The 20,503-nt window shown below is 50.7% G+C and carries 22 protein-coding genes; 17 read left to right on the plus strand and 5 right to left on the minus strand.

What is annotated here, in order from left to right; genetic code table 11:
* Window positions 1–45: 45 nt before the first annotated feature.
* Entirely contained in the window at window positions 46–1,194 is a 1,149-nt protein-coding gene (locus tag ACY1JZ_RS09260) for a transglutaminase domain-containing protein (RefSeq protein ID WP_462628955.1), read from the plus strand.
* A 379-nt stretch (window positions 1,195–1,573) separates the two neighbouring features.
* Here the strand turns inward: ACY1JZ_RS09260 and ACY1JZ_RS09265 are convergent, their stop codons facing one another.
* Together ACY1JZ_RS09265 and ACY1JZ_RS09270 are read right to left on the minus strand one after the other, a co-directional pair.
* Window positions 1,574–2,518 carry a M23 family metallopeptidase gene (locus tag ACY1JZ_RS09265; protein ID WP_462628956.1) on the minus strand — a complete coding sequence of 315 codons (945 nt, stop codon included), beginning with the start codon at window positions 2,516–2,518 and terminating at the stop codon, window positions 1,574–1,576.
* A 13-nt stretch (window positions 2,519–2,531) separates the two neighbouring features.
* Window positions 2,532–3,557, minus strand: coding sequence for a hypothetical protein (locus tag ACY1JZ_RS09270; protein WP_462628957.1), 1,026 nt, complete (start codon window positions 3,555–3,557; stop codon window positions 2,532–2,534).
* A gap of 381 nt (window positions 3,558–3,938) precedes the next feature.
* On the opposite strand from ACY1JZ_RS09270, the gene ACY1JZ_RS09275 reads away from it, so the two are divergent.
* The 5 genes from ACY1JZ_RS09275 to ACY1JZ_RS09295 all read left to right on the plus strand — a co-directional run bounded on the left by ACY1JZ_RS09275 (window position 3,939) and on the right by ACY1JZ_RS09295 (window position 8,643).
* A complete protein-coding gene (locus tag ACY1JZ_RS09275; protein WP_462628958.1) occupies window positions 3,939–4,631 on the plus strand; it encodes a hypothetical protein in 693 nt (230 codons plus the stop codon).
* Between the two features lie 390 nt (window positions 4,632–5,021).
* On the plus strand, window positions 5,022–5,981 hold the full coding sequence (locus ACY1JZ_RS09280) for a metal ABC transporter solute-binding protein, Zn/Mn family (protein WP_462628959.1): 960 nt from the start codon (window positions 5,022–5,024) through the stop codon (window positions 5,979–5,981).
* 93 nt (window positions 5,982–6,074) lie between these two features.
* Window positions 6,075–6,821, plus strand: coding sequence for a metal ABC transporter ATP-binding protein (locus tag ACY1JZ_RS09285; RefSeq protein ID WP_462628960.1), 747 nt, complete (start codon window positions 6,075–6,077; stop codon window positions 6,819–6,821).
* On the plus strand, window positions 6,818–7,762 hold the full coding sequence (locus tag ACY1JZ_RS09290) for a metal ABC transporter permease (protein WP_462628961.1): 945 nt from the start codon (window positions 6,818–6,820) through the stop codon (window positions 7,760–7,762). The genes ACY1JZ_RS09285 and ACY1JZ_RS09290 overlap by 4 nt, the downstream gene beginning before the upstream one ends.
* Window positions 7,759–8,643 carry a metal ABC transporter permease gene (locus tag ACY1JZ_RS09295; RefSeq protein ID WP_462628962.1) on the plus strand — a complete coding sequence of 295 codons (885 nt, stop codon included), beginning with the start codon at window positions 7,759–7,761 and terminating at the stop codon, window positions 8,641–8,643. The genes ACY1JZ_RS09290 and ACY1JZ_RS09295 overlap by 4 nt, the downstream gene beginning before the upstream one ends.
* 182 nt (window positions 8,644–8,825) lie before the next feature.
* Here the strand turns inward: ACY1JZ_RS09295 and ACY1JZ_RS09300 are convergent, their stop codons facing one another.
* Window positions 8,826–9,032 carry a helix-turn-helix domain-containing protein gene (locus ACY1JZ_RS09300; protein WP_462628963.1) on the minus strand — a complete coding sequence of 69 codons (207 nt, stop codon included), beginning with the start codon at window positions 9,030–9,032 and terminating at the stop codon, window positions 8,826–8,828.
* 187 nt (window positions 9,033–9,219) lie between these two features.
* On the opposite strand from ACY1JZ_RS09300, the gene ACY1JZ_RS09305 reads away from it, so the two are divergent.
* From ACY1JZ_RS09305 to ACY1JZ_RS09350, 10 genes are all read left to right on the plus strand, one after another.
* Window positions 9,220–9,720, plus strand: a complete 501-nt coding sequence (locus ACY1JZ_RS09305; RefSeq protein WP_462628964.1) for a DinB family protein — start codon at window positions 9,220–9,222, stop codon at window positions 9,718–9,720.
* A 159-nt stretch (window positions 9,721–9,879) separates the two neighbouring features.
* The gene (locus ACY1JZ_RS09310; protein ID WP_462628965.1) at window positions 9,880–10,626 is read left to right on the plus strand and encodes a Cof-type HAD-IIB family hydrolase; all 747 of its coding nucleotides are present in this window, start codon (window positions 9,880–9,882) and stop codon (window positions 10,624–10,626) included.
* 134 nt (window positions 10,627–10,760) lie between these two features.
* Window positions 10,761–11,243, plus strand: a complete 483-nt coding sequence (locus ACY1JZ_RS09315; RefSeq protein ID WP_462628966.1) for a DUF456 domain-containing protein — start codon at window positions 10,761–10,763, stop codon at window positions 11,241–11,243.
* A 25-nt stretch (window positions 11,244–11,268) separates the two neighbouring features.
* A complete protein-coding gene (locus ACY1JZ_RS09320; RefSeq protein WP_462628968.1) occupies window positions 11,269–11,994 on the plus strand; it encodes a ThuA domain-containing protein in 726 nt (241 codons plus the stop codon).
* A 20-nt stretch (window positions 11,995–12,014) separates the two neighbouring features.
* Window positions 12,015–13,661: a putative polysaccharide biosynthesis protein gene (locus ACY1JZ_RS09325; protein WP_462628969.1), complete on the plus strand. Its 1,647-nt coding sequence runs from the start codon at window positions 12,015–12,017 to the stop codon at window positions 13,659–13,661.
* 135 nt (window positions 13,662–13,796) lie between these two features.
* Window positions 13,797–15,440 carry a stalk domain-containing protein gene (locus tag ACY1JZ_RS09330; protein WP_462628970.1) on the plus strand — a complete coding sequence of 548 codons (1,644 nt, stop codon included), beginning with the start codon at window positions 13,797–13,799 and terminating at the stop codon, window positions 15,438–15,440.
* A 3-nt stretch (window positions 15,441–15,443) separates the two neighbouring features.
* Window positions 15,444–15,791, plus strand: a complete 348-nt coding sequence (locus ACY1JZ_RS09335) for a thioredoxin family protein (RefSeq protein WP_270165060.1) — start codon at window positions 15,444–15,446, stop codon at window positions 15,789–15,791.
* Between the two features lie 208 nt (window positions 15,792–15,999).
* Window positions 16,000–16,920 (plus strand): COX15/CtaA family protein, encoded by a 921-nt coding sequence (locus tag ACY1JZ_RS09340; protein ID WP_462628971.1) that lies wholly within the window; start codon window positions 16,000–16,002, stop codon window positions 16,918–16,920.
* A 157-nt stretch (window positions 16,921–17,077) separates the two neighbouring features.
* Window positions 17,078–17,779: a Cthe_2314 family HEPN domain-containing protein gene (locus ACY1JZ_RS09345; protein WP_270165058.1), complete on the plus strand. Its 702-nt coding sequence runs from the start codon at window positions 17,078–17,080 to the stop codon at window positions 17,777–17,779.
* Between the two features lie 64 nt (window positions 17,780–17,843).
* Complete coding sequence (locus tag ACY1JZ_RS09350) at window positions 17,844–18,614, plus strand: SDR family oxidoreductase (protein WP_270172589.1); 771 nt, start codon at window positions 17,844–17,846, stop codon at window positions 18,612–18,614.
* Window positions 18,615–18,776: 162 nt separating this feature from the next.
* Here ACY1JZ_RS09350 and ACY1JZ_RS09355 read toward each other — a convergent pair whose 3' ends face one another.
* Entirely contained in the window at window positions 18,777–19,022 is a 246-nt protein-coding gene (locus tag ACY1JZ_RS09355) for a NifU family protein (protein WP_270165056.1), read from the minus strand.
* 80 nt (window positions 19,023–19,102) lie between these two features.
* Between ACY1JZ_RS09355 and ACY1JZ_RS09360 the strand changes: the two genes are divergently transcribed.
* Complete coding sequence (locus ACY1JZ_RS09360; RefSeq protein WP_270172587.1) at window positions 19,103–19,372, plus strand: YuzB family protein; 270 nt, start codon at window positions 19,103–19,105, stop codon at window positions 19,370–19,372.
* A gap of 1 nt (window position 19,373) precedes the next feature.
* Here the strand turns inward: ACY1JZ_RS09360 and ACY1JZ_RS09365 are convergent, their stop codons facing one another.
* A complete protein-coding gene (locus ACY1JZ_RS09365; RefSeq protein ID WP_270165054.1) occupies window positions 19,374–20,438 on the minus strand; it encodes an NAD(P)/FAD-dependent oxidoreductase in 1,065 nt (354 codons plus the stop codon).
* Between the last annotated feature and the right edge of the window lie 65 nt (window positions 20,439–20,503).

Genomic DNA, 20,503 nt, shown 5'->3' on the forward strand with positions numbered 1-20,503 from the left:
CCCCGCTTAGACTGCTTAACGGCAATCAGGAGAGGAGGATGCACGATGAGGGAGTGGTTGGAGGCGGTGCTGGTGCTGGAGCCGGTCTCGATCGTGATCATAGTGATCGTGGCCTTGTCCTTGATTCAGGGGATGAGCCGGGGGGCGGCAGGCTCCGCGAGGCATCTGTTCTATTTCATTATGGATATTGCAGCTATGGGCATATCCCTGCTGCTGGCAAGCCGCGCCGCTGCCTTATTCTCGGCGCCTGTGCAGAGCTGGCTGCAGCAGCGTAATATTGAGCTCCCGCAGGGGGAGCCCGGCGCTCTGTCTCAACTGTGGTATACCTTCGTGACCGGCATGAGGGATTTCGCCATGCTGCGGTACGGCGTGCTGCTCCTGGTCAGCTACTTGATACTGCGGGCGGTGCTGAATCCGCTGATCCCGTGGCTGGCGGCGCTGCTGTTTCGCCTGTCGCCATCTGATGAGCCGAAGCGGAGGGGCGGACGCAGCCGTATGCTGAGCCGCTTCTCGGGCGCGCTGTTGGGTACGCTGCACGGCGCTGGCAGAGGGCTGGTGCTGATGGCGGTGCTGTTCATCTATGTGTCGCTGCTGCCCCAGGGGCCGCTATCTAGCGAGATTCGCAGCTCGTCGCTATATCAGCATACGTCCAGCGGGCTGCTGGAGCATGCGGCCGGCCAAGTGCTGGCAGAGCAAGGGCCGGTGTTTACCAAAGCGGTCGAGAGCGAGTTCAAGCGCATCCTGCAGCGCAAATATGAAATTGTCGATCATGCGGTGCCCGAGGAGATCGAGACAGCCGCTGTACATTTGACGTCGAAGCTTGACTCGGATGAGGAGAAGGCGCGTGCATTGTACGAATGGCTAGGCTCTCGCATCGAATATGACTGGGACAAGGCGAATAATTATGAGGAGCGCGGCATCTGGAAGGAGCAGACGCCGGAGGAGACGTTCCGCAGCCGCAAGGGCGTATGCATCGATGTGGCGCGGCTCTATGCGATGATGGCTCGCAGCTCAGGGCTTGAGGTACGAGTGGTGACCGGGCTGGGTGCGGATGGAAGAGGCGGCTGGGGGCCCCATGCGTGGAATGAGGTGCAGCTTGCAGAGGGCTGGGTTCCACTGGATGCCACGTGGTATGGAGCTGGCGATTGGTTCAATCCGCCGGACTTCGACCAGACGCATATTCAGGAGGTATAGGGAATAAAAACAGCAAATGTTTGTCAACCCCAAGTAGTTGGAATATGGCAACGATCTTGCTGGGATAAAGACGGGAAAGAACCCGTTTTTGAGACAGAGCTCAAGACAACTCGCAAGTCTAAACAGCCAGTTGACGGTAATGAATCCGGCGACTGGCTATATAGTTTCGTTTGCATTTGATAGTGAGATTGCTTTTGGTCTACATGTAGAAAAACACCTCTTCTGTGTGGTATTGGCTCGACATTCTCACTTTACCAAACGAAGAGGTGTTTTTTTCTATTTTCGTCGAAGTTTCATCCGAAAGTTAAGTAGTCAACTTCAAAGACTCTGTACAAAAAACAAATTTTTTGATGGTGTGTGTTAAAGTTGCGAATGTCATTCAATAATAATACCTTTCTGCAACTATAGACGTATCCTGTCCTCCCCAGTTGCTAGGATTCTCGGCGGCATCCTGATATACAGTGTTATAATGAGTATCATCAGAAGTAGTGCTGGACCACCATTTTCCTTTTGCATAGATAATGTATTCAATATAAGACTTTGATGTGTTTTTTGGGATTGTAAAGTAATAGACATATGATCCTTGATAACTGCCAGTTGCTACTCTCCAACTTGTTTCACCATTGTATCTCCAATATGCTTTTGGTGTTTCAGATGCGAGGGTTCTTTGTTTACTACGGATACCATATATACTTGCCTGAAGTGTACCTGTGTTTTCAAAATAATTCACAAAATTTATTAATGAATGATCCAAAGTCCAATCTTGAACGTTATATTGGTTAATTAGATATGGCGTAGGATCAATGGATACCCTTGAAGAACTTAAGGATGAGTAGTTTGATGTATTCAACTCCCAATGTAGATGAGGGGCTGTGGTACCCGAACTTCCTGAAACGCCAATTTGGGTATTTGTGGTGACAGAACCGGATGTAACTGAAACCGATTGAAGATGCATATAGACTGAGTACCAGGTCTTATTATTATAAGTATGTTTTAAGATAATATATCTATTCCCAGTTCCATTGTTATAACCGTGGACTGTGCCGCTTGCAACTGGATAAACTGGACGATTGTAGTTACCTGAGTTAGAGTTATAAGTTGAATAGTCGACGCCTTGATGAAATCGGCTGTCCCTTGGTTCATTATAAGGGGCAGTTACTTCTTCATTTCTGTCTCCAATGTGGAGGGGGCTTATTATGCTCATAGTATTTAAGGAGCTCGGATTTTTTTCTCCTATTTTATTGTATGAATATGCAAGAGCGTAGTCCGATGAGAATACGAATATGATTATAAATGAAAGTAGAATAGTAAATAAATTCTTCAAAATTAAAACCTCCTTAATATAGAGTTATACTTAATAATGTATTTTTAGTAGTCGGCATATTGATTATATTGTCATTCTCAAATTCAATGTTATCTTCACCAGCTTGGAAAGAATTATCTATCGGCTCGCTTATTTGTATAAGATTATCACTTATTAAATCATAAACTAATAATTTATGTTTTTCTTGCTCATCTTCAATAGAAATCGATAAGAAAGCAAACTTTGTTCCCGAGTCATTCCAGGTGACGTAATTATTAAATAAGTACTTATCTGGGATTCCGCTTATTACATGATATTTTTTTGTTTTTACATTATAAATTCCTATTTTATTATCAAGAATTCCTTCATCTTTAAATATTCTGTATACAATATTCATACCATCTGGGGAAGCATTAATTACATGTCCAGGAACTAAATGCTCTATTATTGATTCATCTTCAATTAATTCAATTACCAATTGTTCTGTTCCTAAATCCTTGTCACTCTTAAAAAGAAGATTATTTTTTGTTGTAGACAGAAATGAAATATTGTCATAGTTTTCATTTGATAATATCTTTTTCGCTATTCTCGATGAAAGATCAAAACTCCAAATGCTATTCTTCCAATCGGAAGAGGTGTAGTTGCTTGAATAGTACATTTTGTCCCCTAAAAGATGCCCAGCACCAACTACATTTCCAATGTGTCTTTCGGTTTCTTCATCTTTTTCTAATTTTAGCTTTTCCATTTTCGTGTGTAAGTCTTTAAGATCATCTAAAATATTCCCTTTATTATCTACAATTGCAAGTTTATCGTTTGCTTTACTCATCACAACTGCTTTTGTTCCGTTCTCGACTGGATTTACCCCTTCTGACTTCTTAATTGTGTTATTTTCAACAAGTAGTTTGGTATCTAAAGAGGTCTTTATCTCTTGAGCAATCCTATATTTTTCAGAGCTTATGTCAAACGGGGTAAGTGCAGAGCTTGTGGAGAAAGACAGAACAGCAGCTGAAGTTAACGCTAATGTTGATAGAAAAATGATTATTTTACTTTTTTTCAACATTTTTATTTCCTCCTAATATTATTTGGTTAGCAGTCCAGAAGTGAAAGTATGTAAAAGACTACTTTGTTCATTTACAAATTATAATATAATACACCATTTTATGGTATAGGAATTTTTTCCTATTTTAGTGTATTTAGTTTTTTGGGCTCAATCTAAAATCAATGGTTGACTCTTCAGCCAGATAAACGGTGCCGATTGCATTAGTCCAGAGTTTACAGCTGCATGGGTTGTTAACCAGGTAAATGGATTCCTTACAAGTGATGAAGAATTACGTTCGAGGATATAGTTAGGGAGTGCAAGGATGAAGCTTTTTTTGGATTTATAAGTATATTGTGGTAATATATTGTTGAATAGAAATTTCGAAGGAGGTAAACATTAAACATGTTAGGGAAACGTATTGTATTTGTTATGATTCTATTGTTTTTCATGCTATCTGCTGGGTGTACTGTGAATTCCTCTGTAGACGAGCAAAAATTAAATGAACTTTTTATGCAACAGGAGAAACTAACCTCATTGGTAATGGAAAACAATAATAGAATTTCAGAACTGATATCAAAGTACAACCCGAGAAGCGATAATGAACCATTGAAATCACATCATTTAAATGTTGTAGATGTTCTAAAAATGCCCATAGACCAACAAAACGAGTTTATCAAACAGTTTGTTCATTCAGGAAGGGGAGGGGCCTTACTAGCGGATTATGATTTATATATGGTTCCGTTACTTCTAAGCATATTCCAAGTTGAGGATACCCACCTTCGCTTTACTCCAAGAGGACAAGTCGAAATCGATGAGAAACTAGGCTCATTTGATGCTGAAATTTTTGAGACATTACCACACTACATTTCTATTGAGTTTAATCAACCTATTGAGATTCTCGGTATAAAAGCGACAAGTTTGTCCTTATACGCATACCAAGAGCATTTATATTTGTCAGTATTTCAATCTGGGAAATATCTTCAAGGGTTTTCTATTCAACCGTTGTATTACGTAGAGATGTTCATTAAGGTGAGTAGTTTAATTAATGAGTTGTTAGCTTTACAATGCGGGTCTAATTCTGACTGCTCAGGTTGAGAAGATAATTTATAATTGAGGCTATCCAGGGGATGAACTGCACTCGAAAAAATATAAATTTGTTAAACGGCTTTAGTCCTGAAGGACTGAGGCCGTTTAATTTTATGCGTCGCCCTGTATTACGATGACTCGTATTGCTTGCAGAATAAACTCCCCATCCAGCCAGCGTACTTTATCAAAATACGGCATAGGCAGCTCACCGGGCTGCAGCAGGCTTATATTTCACGAAACGTAGTTATCGTTGTCAGGAGGCGTCGGCCAGTCTATCAAATAAAATGTTGCATCAAAGAAACTTTTTTGTATAATATTAAAAAAGAAGGTTGTGGACAAATTTTATTCTCTAGGGCTAATATTTTGTCCAATAGAAAACCGTGGGGAGGAGAAAGGCCAATGAAAGGGTTGAAGACGGCGCCGCTGCGCCGTGCACGATGGACATTCATCTATCTCGTAATTTTGATGGTGGTGGCTGCTGCGTGCAGTTCAGGGGAGGAGAAGGAGGCAGCAACGGATGGTCGGTTGAAGGTTACGTCTACGATCGGGATGATTCATGATGTGGTTGCTAATATTGGTGGAGAGCGGATAGAGGCCCAAGGGCTGATGGGCCCAGGAACAGACCCGCATCTGTACAAGGCATCGCAGGGAGATATACGCAAGCTGGATGAGGCGGACATTATTTTTTACAATGGGCTTCATCTGGAGGGCAAGATGGGCGAGGTGCTGGAGAAGCTGGAGAAGCAAAAGACAGTGGTTGCAGTAACCTCGACGATCCCGAAGGAGCGTCTAATGCTGGTGGATGACGCTGGGGAAGGAACCTATGATCCTCATGTGTGGTTTGATGTCCGGCACTGGATTTCCGCAGCGGAGGTCATAGCAGCTACTCTGGCAGAACAGGACTCTGCGCATGCGGAGGAATACAAGCAACGGGCGGCGGATTATATTGCGCAGTTGGAGGAGCTGGATCGCTATGCCAGAGAGCAGATCGCCTTCATTCCCGCGGAGCGTCGGATTCTAGTCACTGCACATGATGCTTTCGGCTACTTCGGTCTAGCGTATGGTATTGAAGTAACCGGTCTGCAGGGCATCAGCACGGCATCCGAATATGGCTCCAAGGATGTGAGCGATCTGCGCGACTATCTGGTGAAGCATAAGATTAAGGCGGTCTTCATCGAGTCCAGTGTGCCGAAGCGGTCGATCGAAGCGGTAATCGAAGGCGCGAAGAAGCTCGGGCATCAGGTTGATATTGGCGGTGAGCTGTTCTCGGATGCGATGGGTCAGGAGGGGACGGCTGAGGGGACGTATATCGGCATGTTCCGCCATAATATCGATACGATCGTACAGGCGTTGAAGTAGTGGGGACGTGGACGGGAGGGCAGACGGACAGTTGCGCATGATGAGGAGTTTGCCTATCCGTATCAACCTGATACAGCAGGGAGGAGAGCGTATATGAACAGGATGGCGCTGGAGATTACCGGACTGAGTGCAGCCTATCAAAAGAAGCCGGTGCTGAGCAATGCCACCTTTGGCGTAGAGGAAGGGCAGCTTGTTGGCATTGTGGGCCCGAACGGAGCGGGCAAGTCCACCTTGATCAAGGCGGCGCTTGGCCTGATCCCCAGCCTCTCGGGAGAGGTGCAAGTATATGGCAAGCCGTATAAGCAGCAGCGCAGGCTTGTCGGCTATGTGCCGCAGCGGGAGTCGGTGGATTGGGATTTTCCGACCCATGCGCTGGATGTGGTGATGATGGGAACGTATGGACGATTAGGCTGGTTCCGCCGTCCGGGAATCAGGGAGAAGCAGTTGGCGATGGAGTGCCTGACCAAGGTCGGAATGGCCGACTATGCTGAGCGCCAGATCAGCCAACTGTCCGGTGGACAGCAGCAGCGGGTGTTTCTGGCGCGGGCGCTCGCACAGGATGCCCAGCTCTATTTCATGGATGAGCCGTTCGTTGGTGTGGATGCAGCGACAGAGAAGGCGATTATCGAGCTCCTGCAGGAGCTGAAGCGACAAGGCAAGACTGTCATCGTCGTCCACCATGACCTGTCCACAGTGGAGGAGTATTTTGACTCGCTGCTGCTGTTGAATATCGAGGTACAAGCCTTCGGACGGACAGAGGAAGTATTTACACGGGACAACCTGCAGCAGACCTATGGCGGCAAGCTGGCATTTTTGGAGAGGGAGAGGGTGAGCGGATGATCCAGCATATCGTTGCTGTCGTTGCGGATCCCAATACACAATGGATATTGGCGGGCTGCATGCTGCTAGGCTTATGCAGTGGGGTTGTGGGCTGTTTCTCTTATCTGCGCAAGCAGAGCCTGATGGGCGATACACTGGCACATGCAGCTCTGCCGGGCATCTGCATCGCCTTTATGCTGACCGGGACGAAGTCGCTGCTGCTGTTTCTGATAGGAGCGGGTATCTCGGGTGTCATCGCAACCTTCGGCATCGGCTGGATTACCCGCTATTCCCGCCTCAAATCGGACGCGGCGATGGGGATTGTGCTGTCCTCCTTCTTCGGGCTGGGCATCGTGCTCCTCACCCAGATTCAGCATAGCAGCTATGGCAACCAGAGTGGACTGGATAAATTCCTGTTCGGCCAGGCGGCGTCCATGATCGGCACAGATGTCTATACGATGATGATCGTCTGCGCATTATTGCTTACAGTCTGTACCCTGCTGTTCAAGGAACTGAAGCTATTCGCCTTCGATGCAGGATTTGCCCGCGGTCTGGGGTACCCGACGGCATTGCTGGATCAACTACTAATGCTCTTCATCGTCATTGCCGTCGTCGTCGGCATTCAGGCGGTCGGTGTGGTACTGGTGGCTGCGCTGCTCATTACGCCCGCTGTATCCGCCCGCTACTGGACGGATCGGCTCGGTGTAATGGTTGTACTAGCGGGGCTGTTCGGGGCATTAAGCGGAGCGCTCGGCACCCTGCTCAGCTCTATGGTACAGAACCTGCCCACCGGCCCGCTCAGCGTGTTATCTGCCACAGCGTTATTTGGTATATCGGTGCTGTGCGGACCCCGCCGCGGCGTGCTGACGCAGGCCATCCGAACTGCCCGCTTGCGCCGCAGTGAACGGGCTAGATTGCGTGAACTCTCTGCTGGCACGATGAGGAAGGAGGCGGCGTCATGATAGATTTCTGGATTATACTTACGGGGGCGCTTGTCGCTTCATGCTGCGGCATTCTCGGCGTATTTCTGGTACTTCGCAAGATGGCGATGATCGGTGATGCGATCAGCCATTCCGTCTTGCCGGGCATCGTCATCGCCTTCTTAATCAGCGGCTCGCGAGAATCGTTCGCCATGCTGCTTGGTGCTTCGCTGCTTGGCCTCATCACCGTCTTCCTGATCCAGCTCTTCCAGCAGAGCGGCGTGCAATCCGATGCCTCGATCGGTGTTGTCTTCACGGCATTGTTCGCAGTTGGTGTCGTGCTGGTGAGTCTGAATGCCAGGCAGGTGGATCTTGATCTGGATTGTGTGTTGTATGGGGAGATCGCTTATGTTCATTGGAATACATGGTCGCTCGGGGGAATCGAGCTAGGACCTAAGGCCGTATGGCTACTCGGGTTTACGTTGCTTATAATTGCGCTCATTATAGGATTGTTCTACAAGCAATTCAAGCTGTGCGCCTTCGATCCGACCTTGGCAGCGGCTCTTGGCATTCCGGTCGCTCTGTTCCATTATGTGCTGATGGGATTGGTCTCGATGGCAACGGTAAGCTCATTCGAGAGTGTCGGGGCGATCCTGGTCGTTGGCCTGCTCATTATTCCAGCTTCTGCGGCATATCTGCTTACCGACCGACTCGGTGCGATGCTGATATGGAGCGTTAGCATCGGCATCGCCAGTACTTCGCTCGGCTATGGTACTGCCGTGGCGCTGGATGCGTCGATTGCAGGTTGCATGGTGTGCGCGGCCGCCTTGCTGTTCATACTGGCTTTCCTGTTCTCGCCCAAGCATGGCCTGATCGCGCGCGCAGTGCGCCGAAGCCGGCTGTCGCAGCGGCAAGCGGTGTAATTGAGCAGCAGCATTCATCCTACGAAATCGAATCATTATTATTTCTCGCAAAACCGCTTGGTTTTAACGTGAAGCAGGTCAATCCTGGTTAGATATAACCTTGATTGACCTGCCTTTTTACGTTCCATTCCCTTGTAGCTTTTGGCTTACAACGCAAGTCACACGGAGGGTCTATGTTCAGACTACTTCTCGAGGCGAATAAGATCGCGAATGTCTTGTATGTCTAAGCAATGAGCAATTTTTTCGATATGTTCCCGATTTATCGAAGTTCTCAGATTGTTGCAGATTTCGCTAATTGCTGCGGGTCGGATACCAGTAAGCTCTGAGAGCTGTTTCTGTGTCATTCCGCGTTCCTTCAATAAATCACTCAACCGAACGTTCAAATGCATCGTACTCCCCCTTTTCCCAATTAATCATAGAATAAATGAATATATGAAGCAAAAACGAAATGTTGACTTTACGTAAAAGCAGAATTACATGCCAGCGGTTTTCACTTGCTCCCCTTGCCATATGGGAAAATATAGTATATTATAGGAACATAAGTTCCTATAATGATAACTATGGGGGGCACCCGATATGATTAGCTTAGGGGAAGACACGATTTATCAGTACCATAAATTCATAGAGTGGATGGATACATTACGTGATCTGGATGATAACGCTTGGGTCACTCCAGTCGCGGAAGGGAAAGCAACGATCGGGGAAATCGTTGCGCATCTTCAGAATTGGGATCATTACCTCATTCATACGATTATTCCTTCCATTAAACATGGCGAAGGAATGCTCTTTCCTGATTTTGATTCGTTCAATCAAAAAGCTTATGAATATGCACGTTCGGGTATTACCAAAAATCGTATGCTCGACGAATTCAAGCAAACCCGTCTTCAATTGGTTGAGATCCTGCTGTCAGAGCCAGACGTTGCCGCTAAACAGGTGACTGCAAACGGCGTTGTAAATTGCCCGCATACAGGCACCCCCTACTCCTTGCTTTACATTATCCACGAATTTATTGAGCATGACCTTCATCATAAGAATCAAATTTTATCAGCAATTGGATTCTCTCGGAGTGAAGAATGAGTCTAGGCCGTCCCTTTTAGGGGGCGGTTTTCTTTATTTGGCATAGGAACGGGCCAGGAAACAGAGAAGTTATGTCGTACAGGTGACGCTCGGCGTGAAACGGAGCGCGGCTAGCCTAACTGTGTTAAAATGTACGTAGAGCTAGGTAAGGAGGATGACATGACGACCTACAAATTGATTGCGCTGGATATGGACGGAACATTGCTTAATGACCGCAGCGAGATTAGTCCAAGCAATGCGGAGTGGATTCACAAGGCGTTGGATGCCGGATACATCGTCAGCTTCTCGACGGGGCGCGGTTTTCAGAGCGCGTTGCCCTATGCGGAGCAACTGGGGCTCACGACACCGATGATTACGGTGAACGGCGGGGAGATCTGGCATCGTCCCCATGTGCTGCATCGGCGGACCTATCTGGCTGACGGAACTGTGGAGCGGCTGCATGCGCTGGCAGAGCAGTATGGTACATGGTTCTGGGGATATACAGTGGAGGGGATCTACAATCGGGAGCGCTGGCTTGCTCCGGGAGTGGCGCCCAGCAGCATGCATTGGCTGAAGTTCGGCTTCGATACGCCGGATACGGCCGCACGGCAAGCCATCATAGATGAGATACACCGTTGGGGCAGTCTGGAGGTCTCCAACTCGTCGCCTACGAATCTGGAGATTAACCCGCCAGGCGTCTCGAAGGCAAGTGCGCTGCGCGAGCTGTGCGGATTGCTAGATCTGGACATGTCTCAAGTGGTGGCCGTGGGGGATAGCCTCAATGATATTGCAGCGATCCGCGAGGCGGGGCTTGGCATTGCTATGGGCAATGCGCAGGAGGCGGTCAAGGAGGCGGCTGATCTGGTAACCGTGTCGAATAATGAGGACGCCATCGCAGTCATTCTAAAAAATATAATGAAACCTTGAGTCCAGAGCAGACGTATTGGCAGGTATATTGAGCGTTAGCGTGGGTAATCGCTTGATACACATGCGAATAATATGCATACGGGCTGGCATGTGATGTTCCTTGCTGGCTCGGCATAGCGAGGAGGCGTCGGCTGATGGTAATTACGGGCTGGATTTTGGTTATTTTATTGTTTGCAGTTGGAATGGCGGGTGCGATCTTTCCGATCCTGCCTGGTGTGCTGGCGATTTACGCCGCCTTTTTTGTCTACGGCTTCTTCATCAGCTTCGAGCCCTTCGGCTGGGTGTTCTGGTCCCTGCAGACGATCATTCTGATTGCGCTGTTCATCGCGGATTACGCGGTCAGCGCCTGGGGCGTCAAGAAATTCGGCGGCTCCAGAGCCTCAGTTATTGGCAGTACGATCGGTATTATTATCGGGCCATTCGTCATTCCAGGCATCGGACTGCTGCTGGGGCCGTTCATTGGAGCCGTCATTGGCGAGCTGATTGCCGGGGCGGATGCCGAGAAGTCGATGAAGGTCGGCATTGGCTCGGTCGTTGGCCTGCTGACGAGTACGGTCGTCAAGATTATATTGCAACTGGTGATGATTGTACTGTTTATTATCTGGCTGGTCGTGTAGGCTGGCGTGAATGGAGAGATAACGGATGATTCGTGTTACGGTGTGGAATGAATTTCAGCATGAAAAGGAAAATGAAGCAGTGCGCAGCGTCTACCCGGACGGCATCCATATGGCGCTCGCAAGAGGCATTGCCGGGGACCAGGTACAGGTGAGGACGGCTACGCTGGAGGAGCCGGAGCATGGGCTGACGCAGGAGGTGCTCGATGAGACCGATGTGCTCCTATGGTGGGGACATAAGGCTCATGATCAAGTGCAGGATGAGATTGTCGAACGGGTGAAGCAGCGCGTGCTGGGGGGGATGGGACTGATCGTCCTGCATTCCGGGCATTTCTCCAAGGTCTTCCAATCGTTGATGGGGACAGGCTGTGATCTGAAATGGCGCGAGGCGGATGAGAAGGAGCGGATCTGGATCGTCAATCCGGCGCATCCGATCGCCGCTGGATTGCCGGAGTACATTACGCTGGATCAAGAGGAGATGTACGGAGAGCATTTTGACATTCCTGCTCCAGATGAACTAGTCATGATTAGCTGGTTCGAGGGCGGCGAGGTGTTCCGCAGCGGCTGCACGTTCTACCGGGGACAAGGCAAAATATTCTACTTCCGTCCAGGCCATGAGACCTATCCGACCTACCATCATCCACAGGTGCTGCAGGTCATTCGCAATGGTGTGCAGTGGGCTGCTCCGTCAGGGGCTGCGGCTCCGGTACGCGGGCATCATCAGCCGCTTGAGCCGATTAAGAGCAAGAACTAAGGAGCGGGCGGTACGAGACGATGATACGAAAAGATTCATTATTAAAAGGAACGATTATTTTGGCGGCCGCAGCATTGGTCGCCCGTTTTTTGGGCTTGTTTCAGCGTATCCCGCTGGACAATATTATGGACGAATCAGGCAATGCCTACTTTACGCAGGCGAACAATATCTATCTGTTTCTGCTCATTATTGCAACCGGGGGCATCCCGAGTGCGATCAGTAAGATGGTGTCGGAGCGCTATGCCAAGGGGAAGGTGCAGGAAGGACAGCAAATCTTCCGGGCCGCGCTCCTGTTCGGCGCCGTGTCCGGTGTGTTGATGGCGGTGCTGCTCTACCTGTTCGCCCCCTATGTCGCTGGGGAGATTACGAAGTACCCCGGCGCTACGCTGGCTATCCAGGCGATTGCGCCGTCGCTACTGCTGTTTCCAGCCATCGCGATGATGCGCGGCTATTTCCAGGGTAGACAGATGATGACCGCGGGCGGCATCTCGCAGATTGTGGAGCAGATCTTCCGCGTCATTACGGCTGTAGGTCTGGCGTTGTTGCTGTTATCGATGGGGATGAACAATGAATGGCTTGCCGCTGGCGCGTCCTTCGGCAGTGTGCTGGGAAGTGTAGGCGCATTCGCCGTGATGCTCTGGTATGCGCGCAAGCTGCGTCGTCAGGATGCAGCCGACACGCAACTGCAGGAGACGATGAACCGCGAGCTTGCAGCAGGCGTCGTGAAGCTGCGATTGCGCACGATCTATAATGAGCTGTTCCGCATCTCGATCCCGATCGTCATGACAGCGATGACCGTTCAACTGCTCTACATGTTCGATACCTCGTTATTCAACCGTCTAACGGGAGCGTATTACAGTGAAGGGGAGGCTGTCGCCTCATTGGCCTGGCTCGGGATGCGTGCCCAGGCGATCGCCGGGCTGCCGCCAATTCTGGCGATTGCGCTGAGCACATCCATTATCCCGGCGATTTCGTCGGCCTATTCAGTGCGTAATATGGATGCGGTGCAGCGGCAAGGGTCGCTGGTGATGCGCATCGTACTGTTTACAGGCATCCCTGCTGCGCTGTCGCTGACGATCGCTGCAATGTCTGTGACTGGCTTTTTATTCGGCGATGCTGGAGGCAGCGGCATTGTCGCTGCGCTCACGGCAGGAACGATCTTCCAGATTACGATGATGACGACCAACTCGATGCTGTTCGGTATGGGCAAGCAGATGTCGCCACTCAGAGCGACGCTGGCTGGCGTTATGGTCAAAGTGGTAGGGAGTGTGGCGCTCGCTCCGCTGCTCGGCGTCTATGGGCTGATTATCGCCTCGACCTTGTGCTTCATCATGATCACGGCGCTCAACCTGCGCGTCATTGCGCGTGAGGTCAGTCTCAATGTGCTCGGAGGCCGGTGGATTCGCTACCTGGCGGCAGTTGTTATAACGGGTGGAGCGGGCTATGCAACGGAATGGCTAGGGGGCATGCTGCTAGCGGAGCTGCCCGTTCGACTGGGCTCCTTCCTGACAGCAGCCGCAGCCGGTACGGTCATGATCGCCATGTACCTGTTGCTGCTCGTGATACTGCGGATCGTAACCGCTGAGGAAGCGGACTCCTACCCAGGTCCTGTACGCAAGGTGTTCAGTCTGCTGATTCGAAGACTTCGTGTCGAACAACGGGGCTGATTGGGGAATAGAAGCATAGGGAAATAATTCATTTTTCATATTATCAACGATCCTCTCTTATGCTAAAATAGACGCTGTTATCACGCATCGTTTCATGGAAACTATTATACTTGCAGAGAGAGAGGAGCTTTTCATTTGATCAAACGAAAAGCAAGTAAACGAAGCCTGGTGGCGCTCATGCTGTCGGCTGTACTGCTCATTGCTGCCGGCTGCCAGGCGGTAGGCGGTCTTGACTTTAACACCGTGCTGAAGCAGGCGATGAAGGTGAGCTCAAGCGAGGGAAGCCAAAGTCTGGAGTTCGAGATGCTGTACAACGAAGAGGCGTTGAAGCTGCTTGAACCGGAAGAACGGTCGATGCTGGAATTATTCTCTAAGGTGAAGCTCGATTTCCAAGATATTAAAGTAAGCGAGAACCAGGCGATGTCCATGAATGGAACGCTGTCGCTTGGCGGTCGTCAAGTAAACTTTAGCCTGCACAGCGACGACAAGCTTGCTGTGCTCAATATCGAAGGGGCATGGCGTCCATTCGTTATTGATCTGAACGAGGTAGGCAGCTTGACGCCAGTTAGCGCGTTCATGGAGGGCGCAGGTTTAGGAGCTGATCAATCGGCCGAAGCAACGGAGGAATCCCGGGCGAAGCTGACCGAGCTGAGCAGACAAATGGTGGATGTTGTCGGCGGCTATGCGATCGACAACATGCCGAATCCTAACCGGATTAGTGTCGCGCCTGAGGAGCTTGCCGTGAATGGCGAGCAAGTGAAAACAGCGCATGTACAGATGGAGATTGATGGATCGGAGCTGATCCCCTGGGCTAGCCGCTTCGTGAACGCGCTCATCGCGGACAAGGCGGGACTGGAGAAGATGCTGGCGGAGCTGATTCGTCTGCTCCGGGCTCAAGATCCGCAGTTGTGGACATCGCTAGGGATTGATAATCCGCTGTCCGAGGAGAGCACCGGAGGCAAGAGCGACAAGGAGCTCGTGGCGGAAGGTGTAGAAGGCGCACTGGAGATGCTGGGGGATCTGAAGAGAAACCTGGATTCGGTCGCTTCGGAGGAGCAGTCGGTGGATAGCTTCTTGAACAAGGAGTCCTATCTGAAGGCAAACCTGTATGTAGACAGCAAGCTGGACATCCGTCAATCGGTGGTTGAGCTGGCGATTAGAGTACCGCAGCAGGCTCAGCAAGTGGAGCTCGAGGACGGGACGGAAATGCAATACTATAATTCTCCTGTCGAAGGCTTCCGTATACAGGTAACCCAGCAAGCCTGGAACGTGAACGGCAAGGTTGTACCGGAGGCTGTCCAGGCGCCGAAGGTGTCCTACACGTTCGATGAGCTGGTTGATTCAGAAGGCTATGCAGCGATGAGACTATTCAAGAAGGACTCTGTCGTTCGCAGCCTGATGAATGAGATGAAGATGAATGAGCAGTCGGCGTTTTTTGGATTCTACGACTATAACCCGCCGATTATGCTGCCTGAGGGCATCACGCTGCTGCCGCTGCGCGATACGCTGAATCAGCTTGATTCAAGCCTCAGCTACGATAATGAGACGAAGGTATTCACGGTGTTCGACCGTTGGTCTGAAGACAGGCTGAGCTTCAAGATCGGCGAGGATACATTTGTGTCTAATGGAGAAACTAAGTCATGGTCAGTCTCCCCGATTGTCGTTGAGGGCACACTCTATGTGCCGGCTCGTGATCTGATCCACGCGCTGAGCGGATCGCTGCATTGGGAAGACTGGGGAGATGAATGGCGTAGCCTTACGGTAGAAAGGAAGCTGTAATCGATGCAAAAGCTGCAAACTGAAGAGCAATTTCGCACAACAGTGGCTCAGTCGAAGCTGACCATTGCTGTATTCAAAACGACCTGGTGCAAGGACTGTCATTTTATCGATCCGTTTATGCCAGAGCTGGAGGAGCACTACAAGGAACAGGTGGAATTCGTTGAGATCGACCGCGATGATCTGCCGGATCTGTGCAGCGAGCTGAACATCTTGGGAATCCCGAGCTTTATTGCCTTCTACGAAGGACAGGAGCTGGTTCGTTTCGTGAACAAGCTTCGCAAAAGTCGTGAGGAGATCGAGCAGTTCGTGGATCGCGCGATTGCCGTTCGCGGAGCTCTCGCTCAAGGTTGAATATCAGAAGCTAATGAGCAAGACACCCGCAGCAGCGGCCTCTCTGAGGCCTGCCATGCGGGTGTTTTGCTGCTGCAGAGAGCGAATTACACGAAGGCTCAGCCATAAAGCTGCTAAGGGATTGTCACATTTTCAACATGGCTTTTGTCATTTTTTATCGATATAATGAGTTGTACTTAATTATTAATGAAAAGTGGTGAAAGCTCTGATGACCAAACGCTACCGTCTGCTTGCGCTTTTGTCGAGCATCGGCATGCTGCTGGTGCTTCTGAATGGGGCTCTAGTGACCAATACCGGCTCTGGCAGAGGGTGTGGAGACGACTGGCCGCTTTGTCATGGCAAATTTATACCGGCCTATACATTGGAATCCTTGATTGAATATACGCATCGCTTCGTCACAGGCATCGTCGGTTTGATCGTTGTCGCAGTCTTTGTGCTTACCGTCATGAAGTACCGTAAGTACAGAGAGGCTATGTATTATTCTGGCGGAACCTTGTTATTCACGATCGTCCAGGCGCTGCTCGGCGCAGCCGCTGTCAAGTGGCCGCAATCGCCCTACGTTATGGCGCTGCACTTTGGTATCTCGCTGCTGGCGTTTTCCTGCACGCTGATGCTGGTGCTGTGGACGAGAAGGCTGGAGGCGGGCAAGGCCGAACCGCAGCGCAATACGGTGCCGACTGCCATTTACAAGCTTTCCTTTGCTTTGTTTATCTACACTTACATTGTCGTCTACATCGGCGCTTATATCCGTCATACGAAGTCGGCAGGCGGCTGTATCGGCTGGCCGCTATGCAATGGCGAGATCATTCCGGAGCTGAGCGGTGCTACGGGCATTGTCTTTATGCATCGGGTGGCAGCGATTATTTTGGTGACCTGCGTGATTTTGCTGGATGTCTACATTCGCCGTCATACGACCCATCAGTCGATCCTCCGCATTAGCCGAATCAACGTCGTGCTGGTTGTGGTGCAGGTGTTCAGCGGCGCGCTGCTCACCTACTCCATTACGAATGAGAATGTATTTATTTTTACAGGTCTGTTGCACAACCTTATTATTTGCGGCTACTTTGCTTTTCTGGTCGACATCTGTATTCAGGCATGGCGCTCTCGAGCCGGGAGATTCAGCTCGTAAGTTGGCTCCTCTAACTGAATAGTGGTAAAATGGATGAAGCTGCGGTTATTTCAACTGAAATAATCCAGCTTCATCCTTGTTTCATTTGACGACAGCAGGCACGGCTTGCATCGAAGCATATAGATGATACCTAGACATGTGAAGGAAGGTGCTGGCAATGCTACGAATGATGTTTGGCGAGCCTCCACGCGAGCCGGAGGGCCGACTTGGAGAGACCCTTCAAATAATCAGGCGCTTTGTCTCGTTGCTGCAGGAGCGTAGTGCTGCAGGTTCAGGGCAGGAGATGCGCTACCGCAAATATGAGATTTATACGTTAGGGCTGCTCGCTTCACTGGATGAGCTGGAGGAGAGTCAATATGCGTCACATAAGTTTGCAGCACAGTTGACCACGCGCAGATTGTCTGCGATGTCGGAGGACGACCTGCTCAGTTACTATCGTCATGTCTATTTTGACAAAAATGCGTTCATCCGGGTGTTCTCTCTGCTGGATAAGCTGGGTACGTTAATGAACGATATGCTGCAACTGCGCACGGAGCGGATCAAGCCGCATTTTTCCTATTTTACCGTGCTGCGCAACATGAGGGAAAGAAATCTGCATCCCGCCTTATCCAAAACATTGAACGAGCTGAAGGAGCGCTATCGGGAGCCGATGTCCAGACTGCGCAAACGGCGCAATACCGAGATCCACTACATGAATTCCGAGCTGCAGGATGATCTGCGCCGGCTGCAGGGCATCGCTGGTCAGGATGCGGAACTGGAGAATATACAGGAGCAGCTAAACGATCTGGATCAAGGGTGCGAGATGGTAGTGGAGTCGCTGTATCATACCTTCCGTTACGCCTACGGGCAGCTTCGCTGACAGCTTGCGCTGCACGGAGCATAACGATACACGGTACACACTGGAGAGGAGAAGACCTGTGGAGTTGAAGGGGAAGACTGCATTAATTACGGGCAGCGCCAAGGGACTTGGAAAAAGCACGGCACTCATGCTGGCTCAGCATGGCTGTAACATTATACTCAATTATGTACACAGCCGTCAGGAAGCGCTTCAACTGAAGGAGCAGATTGAGGAGCTGGGGGTTCAGGCCACAGCACTGCAAGCCGATATATCAGACCCCCAGCAGGTGGAGCGGCTAGGGAAGCAGGCGGAGGATACGTTCGGCGGGATTGACATCCTGATTAATAACGCGGGGCCGTTCGTCCGTGAAAGAAGAGTGTTCCTTGAGTATCGTACTGAGGAAATCGTCAGTCTGCTCAATGGCAACCTGCTGGGTGTCATGCTGCTGGATCATCTTCTGCTGCCAGGCATGCGTGCGCGCCGCTGGGGGCGGATTATTCATTATGGCTTCGGTCATGCAGGCGAGGCGCGTGCCTGGCCGCATCGGGCGGTATACGCTGCTGCCAAGACGGGTCTAGTCTCCTTCACGAAGACACTGGCGGTGGAGGAGGCGGCGCATGGCATTACAGTGAATATGATCTGTCCGGGGGATATTCGCGGAGAGAACAAGGAGAAGCGGATCGATGATGTGGAGGGGCAACTGGATGAGGAATCGCCGCGCGGCCGACCGGGTACGGGCGAGGATGTCAGTCGGGCGATTCGGTTCCTGTGCGACGCCAAGTCGGACTTCATTACAGGCAATATCCTGGATGTAACGGGAGGGCTTGACCCGATCAAGCGAACACTCAAAGGATAGTGAATTGGAGGAGGAGGCGCCGGCCAGTCTGTGGTTGCAGGCTACCGGGTGCGCAGAGATGTCATCGGCAGACGATTGTGCAAAAAAAGAGTCTCGTCCCTAAGACGAGGCGCCTGTTGCGGCGCGACGTGCGGGACAAGACTCTTTGCTGATGTCTACGTATTAGAATACTTGAACGACCTCATGAATGCCTTCAACCTCTTCAACAAGGGCGCGCTCGATTCCAGCCTTCAGGGTAATCGTCGAGCTTGGGCAGCTACCGCAAGCGCCAACCAGCTTCAGCTTCACGATGCCGTCTTCTACGTCGACCAGCTCGACATCGCCGCCGTCGCGTTGCAGGAACGGGCGAAGCTTATCGAGCACATCCAGCACTTCATCATACATGGTGCTTTGTGCGTTATCGCTCATTGCCATTCACTCCTTTCTTTCTTTATTATAGTATAAAGCAACTCCATTGAAAATGGAACACAAGGTAAGGTGACGAGATGATTAAACCTATGATTGAATTTTGCGCTAGCAACATGCATCACGGCACCGACCGTATCATGCAGCTACTGGAGCAGAATCCCGAATACGAGGTAACGGAATACGGCTGTCTAGGCAACTGCGGCGAGTGCTACCTCTCCCCCTTTGCACTGGTTGAGGGAGAGATTGTTGCCGCGGACGATGTAGATGCGCTCTATGAGCAGATTATGCAGACGCTCAGGCGCCAGCAGGCGGACAGAGAAGCGCTGGACAAGCTCCTCGACGATCTGTAAGCTAACCGAGATGATGCTTGGATAACCATAGCACACCGCTCTTGAGTACACGCGGAACGTAGCCGATGATGGCGCGTTTGCCCATGAGGCCAAACCCGGACTTTTTGCCGAGAGAGCCGAGTACGCCCTTCAGCTTAATGCTGCCGAGCTTCGGCTCTTTGTTATGCCATGCGGCACGTACAACCTCGGCAATCTGCTTGCCTTGCGCCTCCGCCGCCTGGGCGCTTGGGGAGAAGGGCAGGCTAGCACAGTCCCCCACGACAAATACCTCAGGATGATCTGGAAGCTGATGAAGGTCATTAATGATGAGCCTCCCCTGATTATCCTTAGGCAGCTCCATTCGCTGCACGATCGGCACAGGCTGAATACCCGCTGTCCACACGGTTACATCGGTCAGGATCTCATGCCCCTGATCATACAGTACGCCTTGCTCCAGCCGATTCAGCGAGATGTGCCCCTGCATCTCAACATGATGATTGTTGAACCAGGAGGCGACGTACTTTTGCAGCTTGGTCGGAAAGGCAGATAATATATTCGGTCCCCGGTCCAAGATCCGAATGTTCAGATCAGGCCGGCTCTCCCGCAGCTCGGCTGCCACCTCTACGCCGCTCAAGCCGCCGCCAACAATCGTGACCTGACCGTAGGGCTTCACATCGCATAACTGGCGATACGTCTCGCGCGTAGCTGAGAAGGTCTGAATCGATGTCGAAAATTCGGCTGCGCCCTCGATGCCGTGATAGCGATCTGTACAGCCCAGCGCTATGGCAAGTCCGTCATATTCAATCGGGTCCTGCCCCTCCAGCTCGATGAGCCGACGCTCCAAGTCGACCTCGGTCACTTCACCATATACGAGCTTGAGCCTCTCATCCGACGGAAAGCTAACACGTAGCTCCAGATCGGACGCTGTGCCCGCAGCCAAGGCGTAATACTCCGTCTTCAAGCCTTGAAATGGCATGCGGTCAATCATGGTAATCGTCACATCATCAGGGATGTTGCTATCCTCCAGCAGGCTTTGAGCGATCGTCAGACCCCCGTAGCCGCCTCCTAAGATTACGAAACGTTTCATTTTGTATCCCAACCTTATCTGAAGCGCATGTTATAAGCGATACGTAACGGCTGTGGTTGCCGTAA

It is taken from the genome of Paenibacillus sp. J5, from assembly GCF_054955055.1.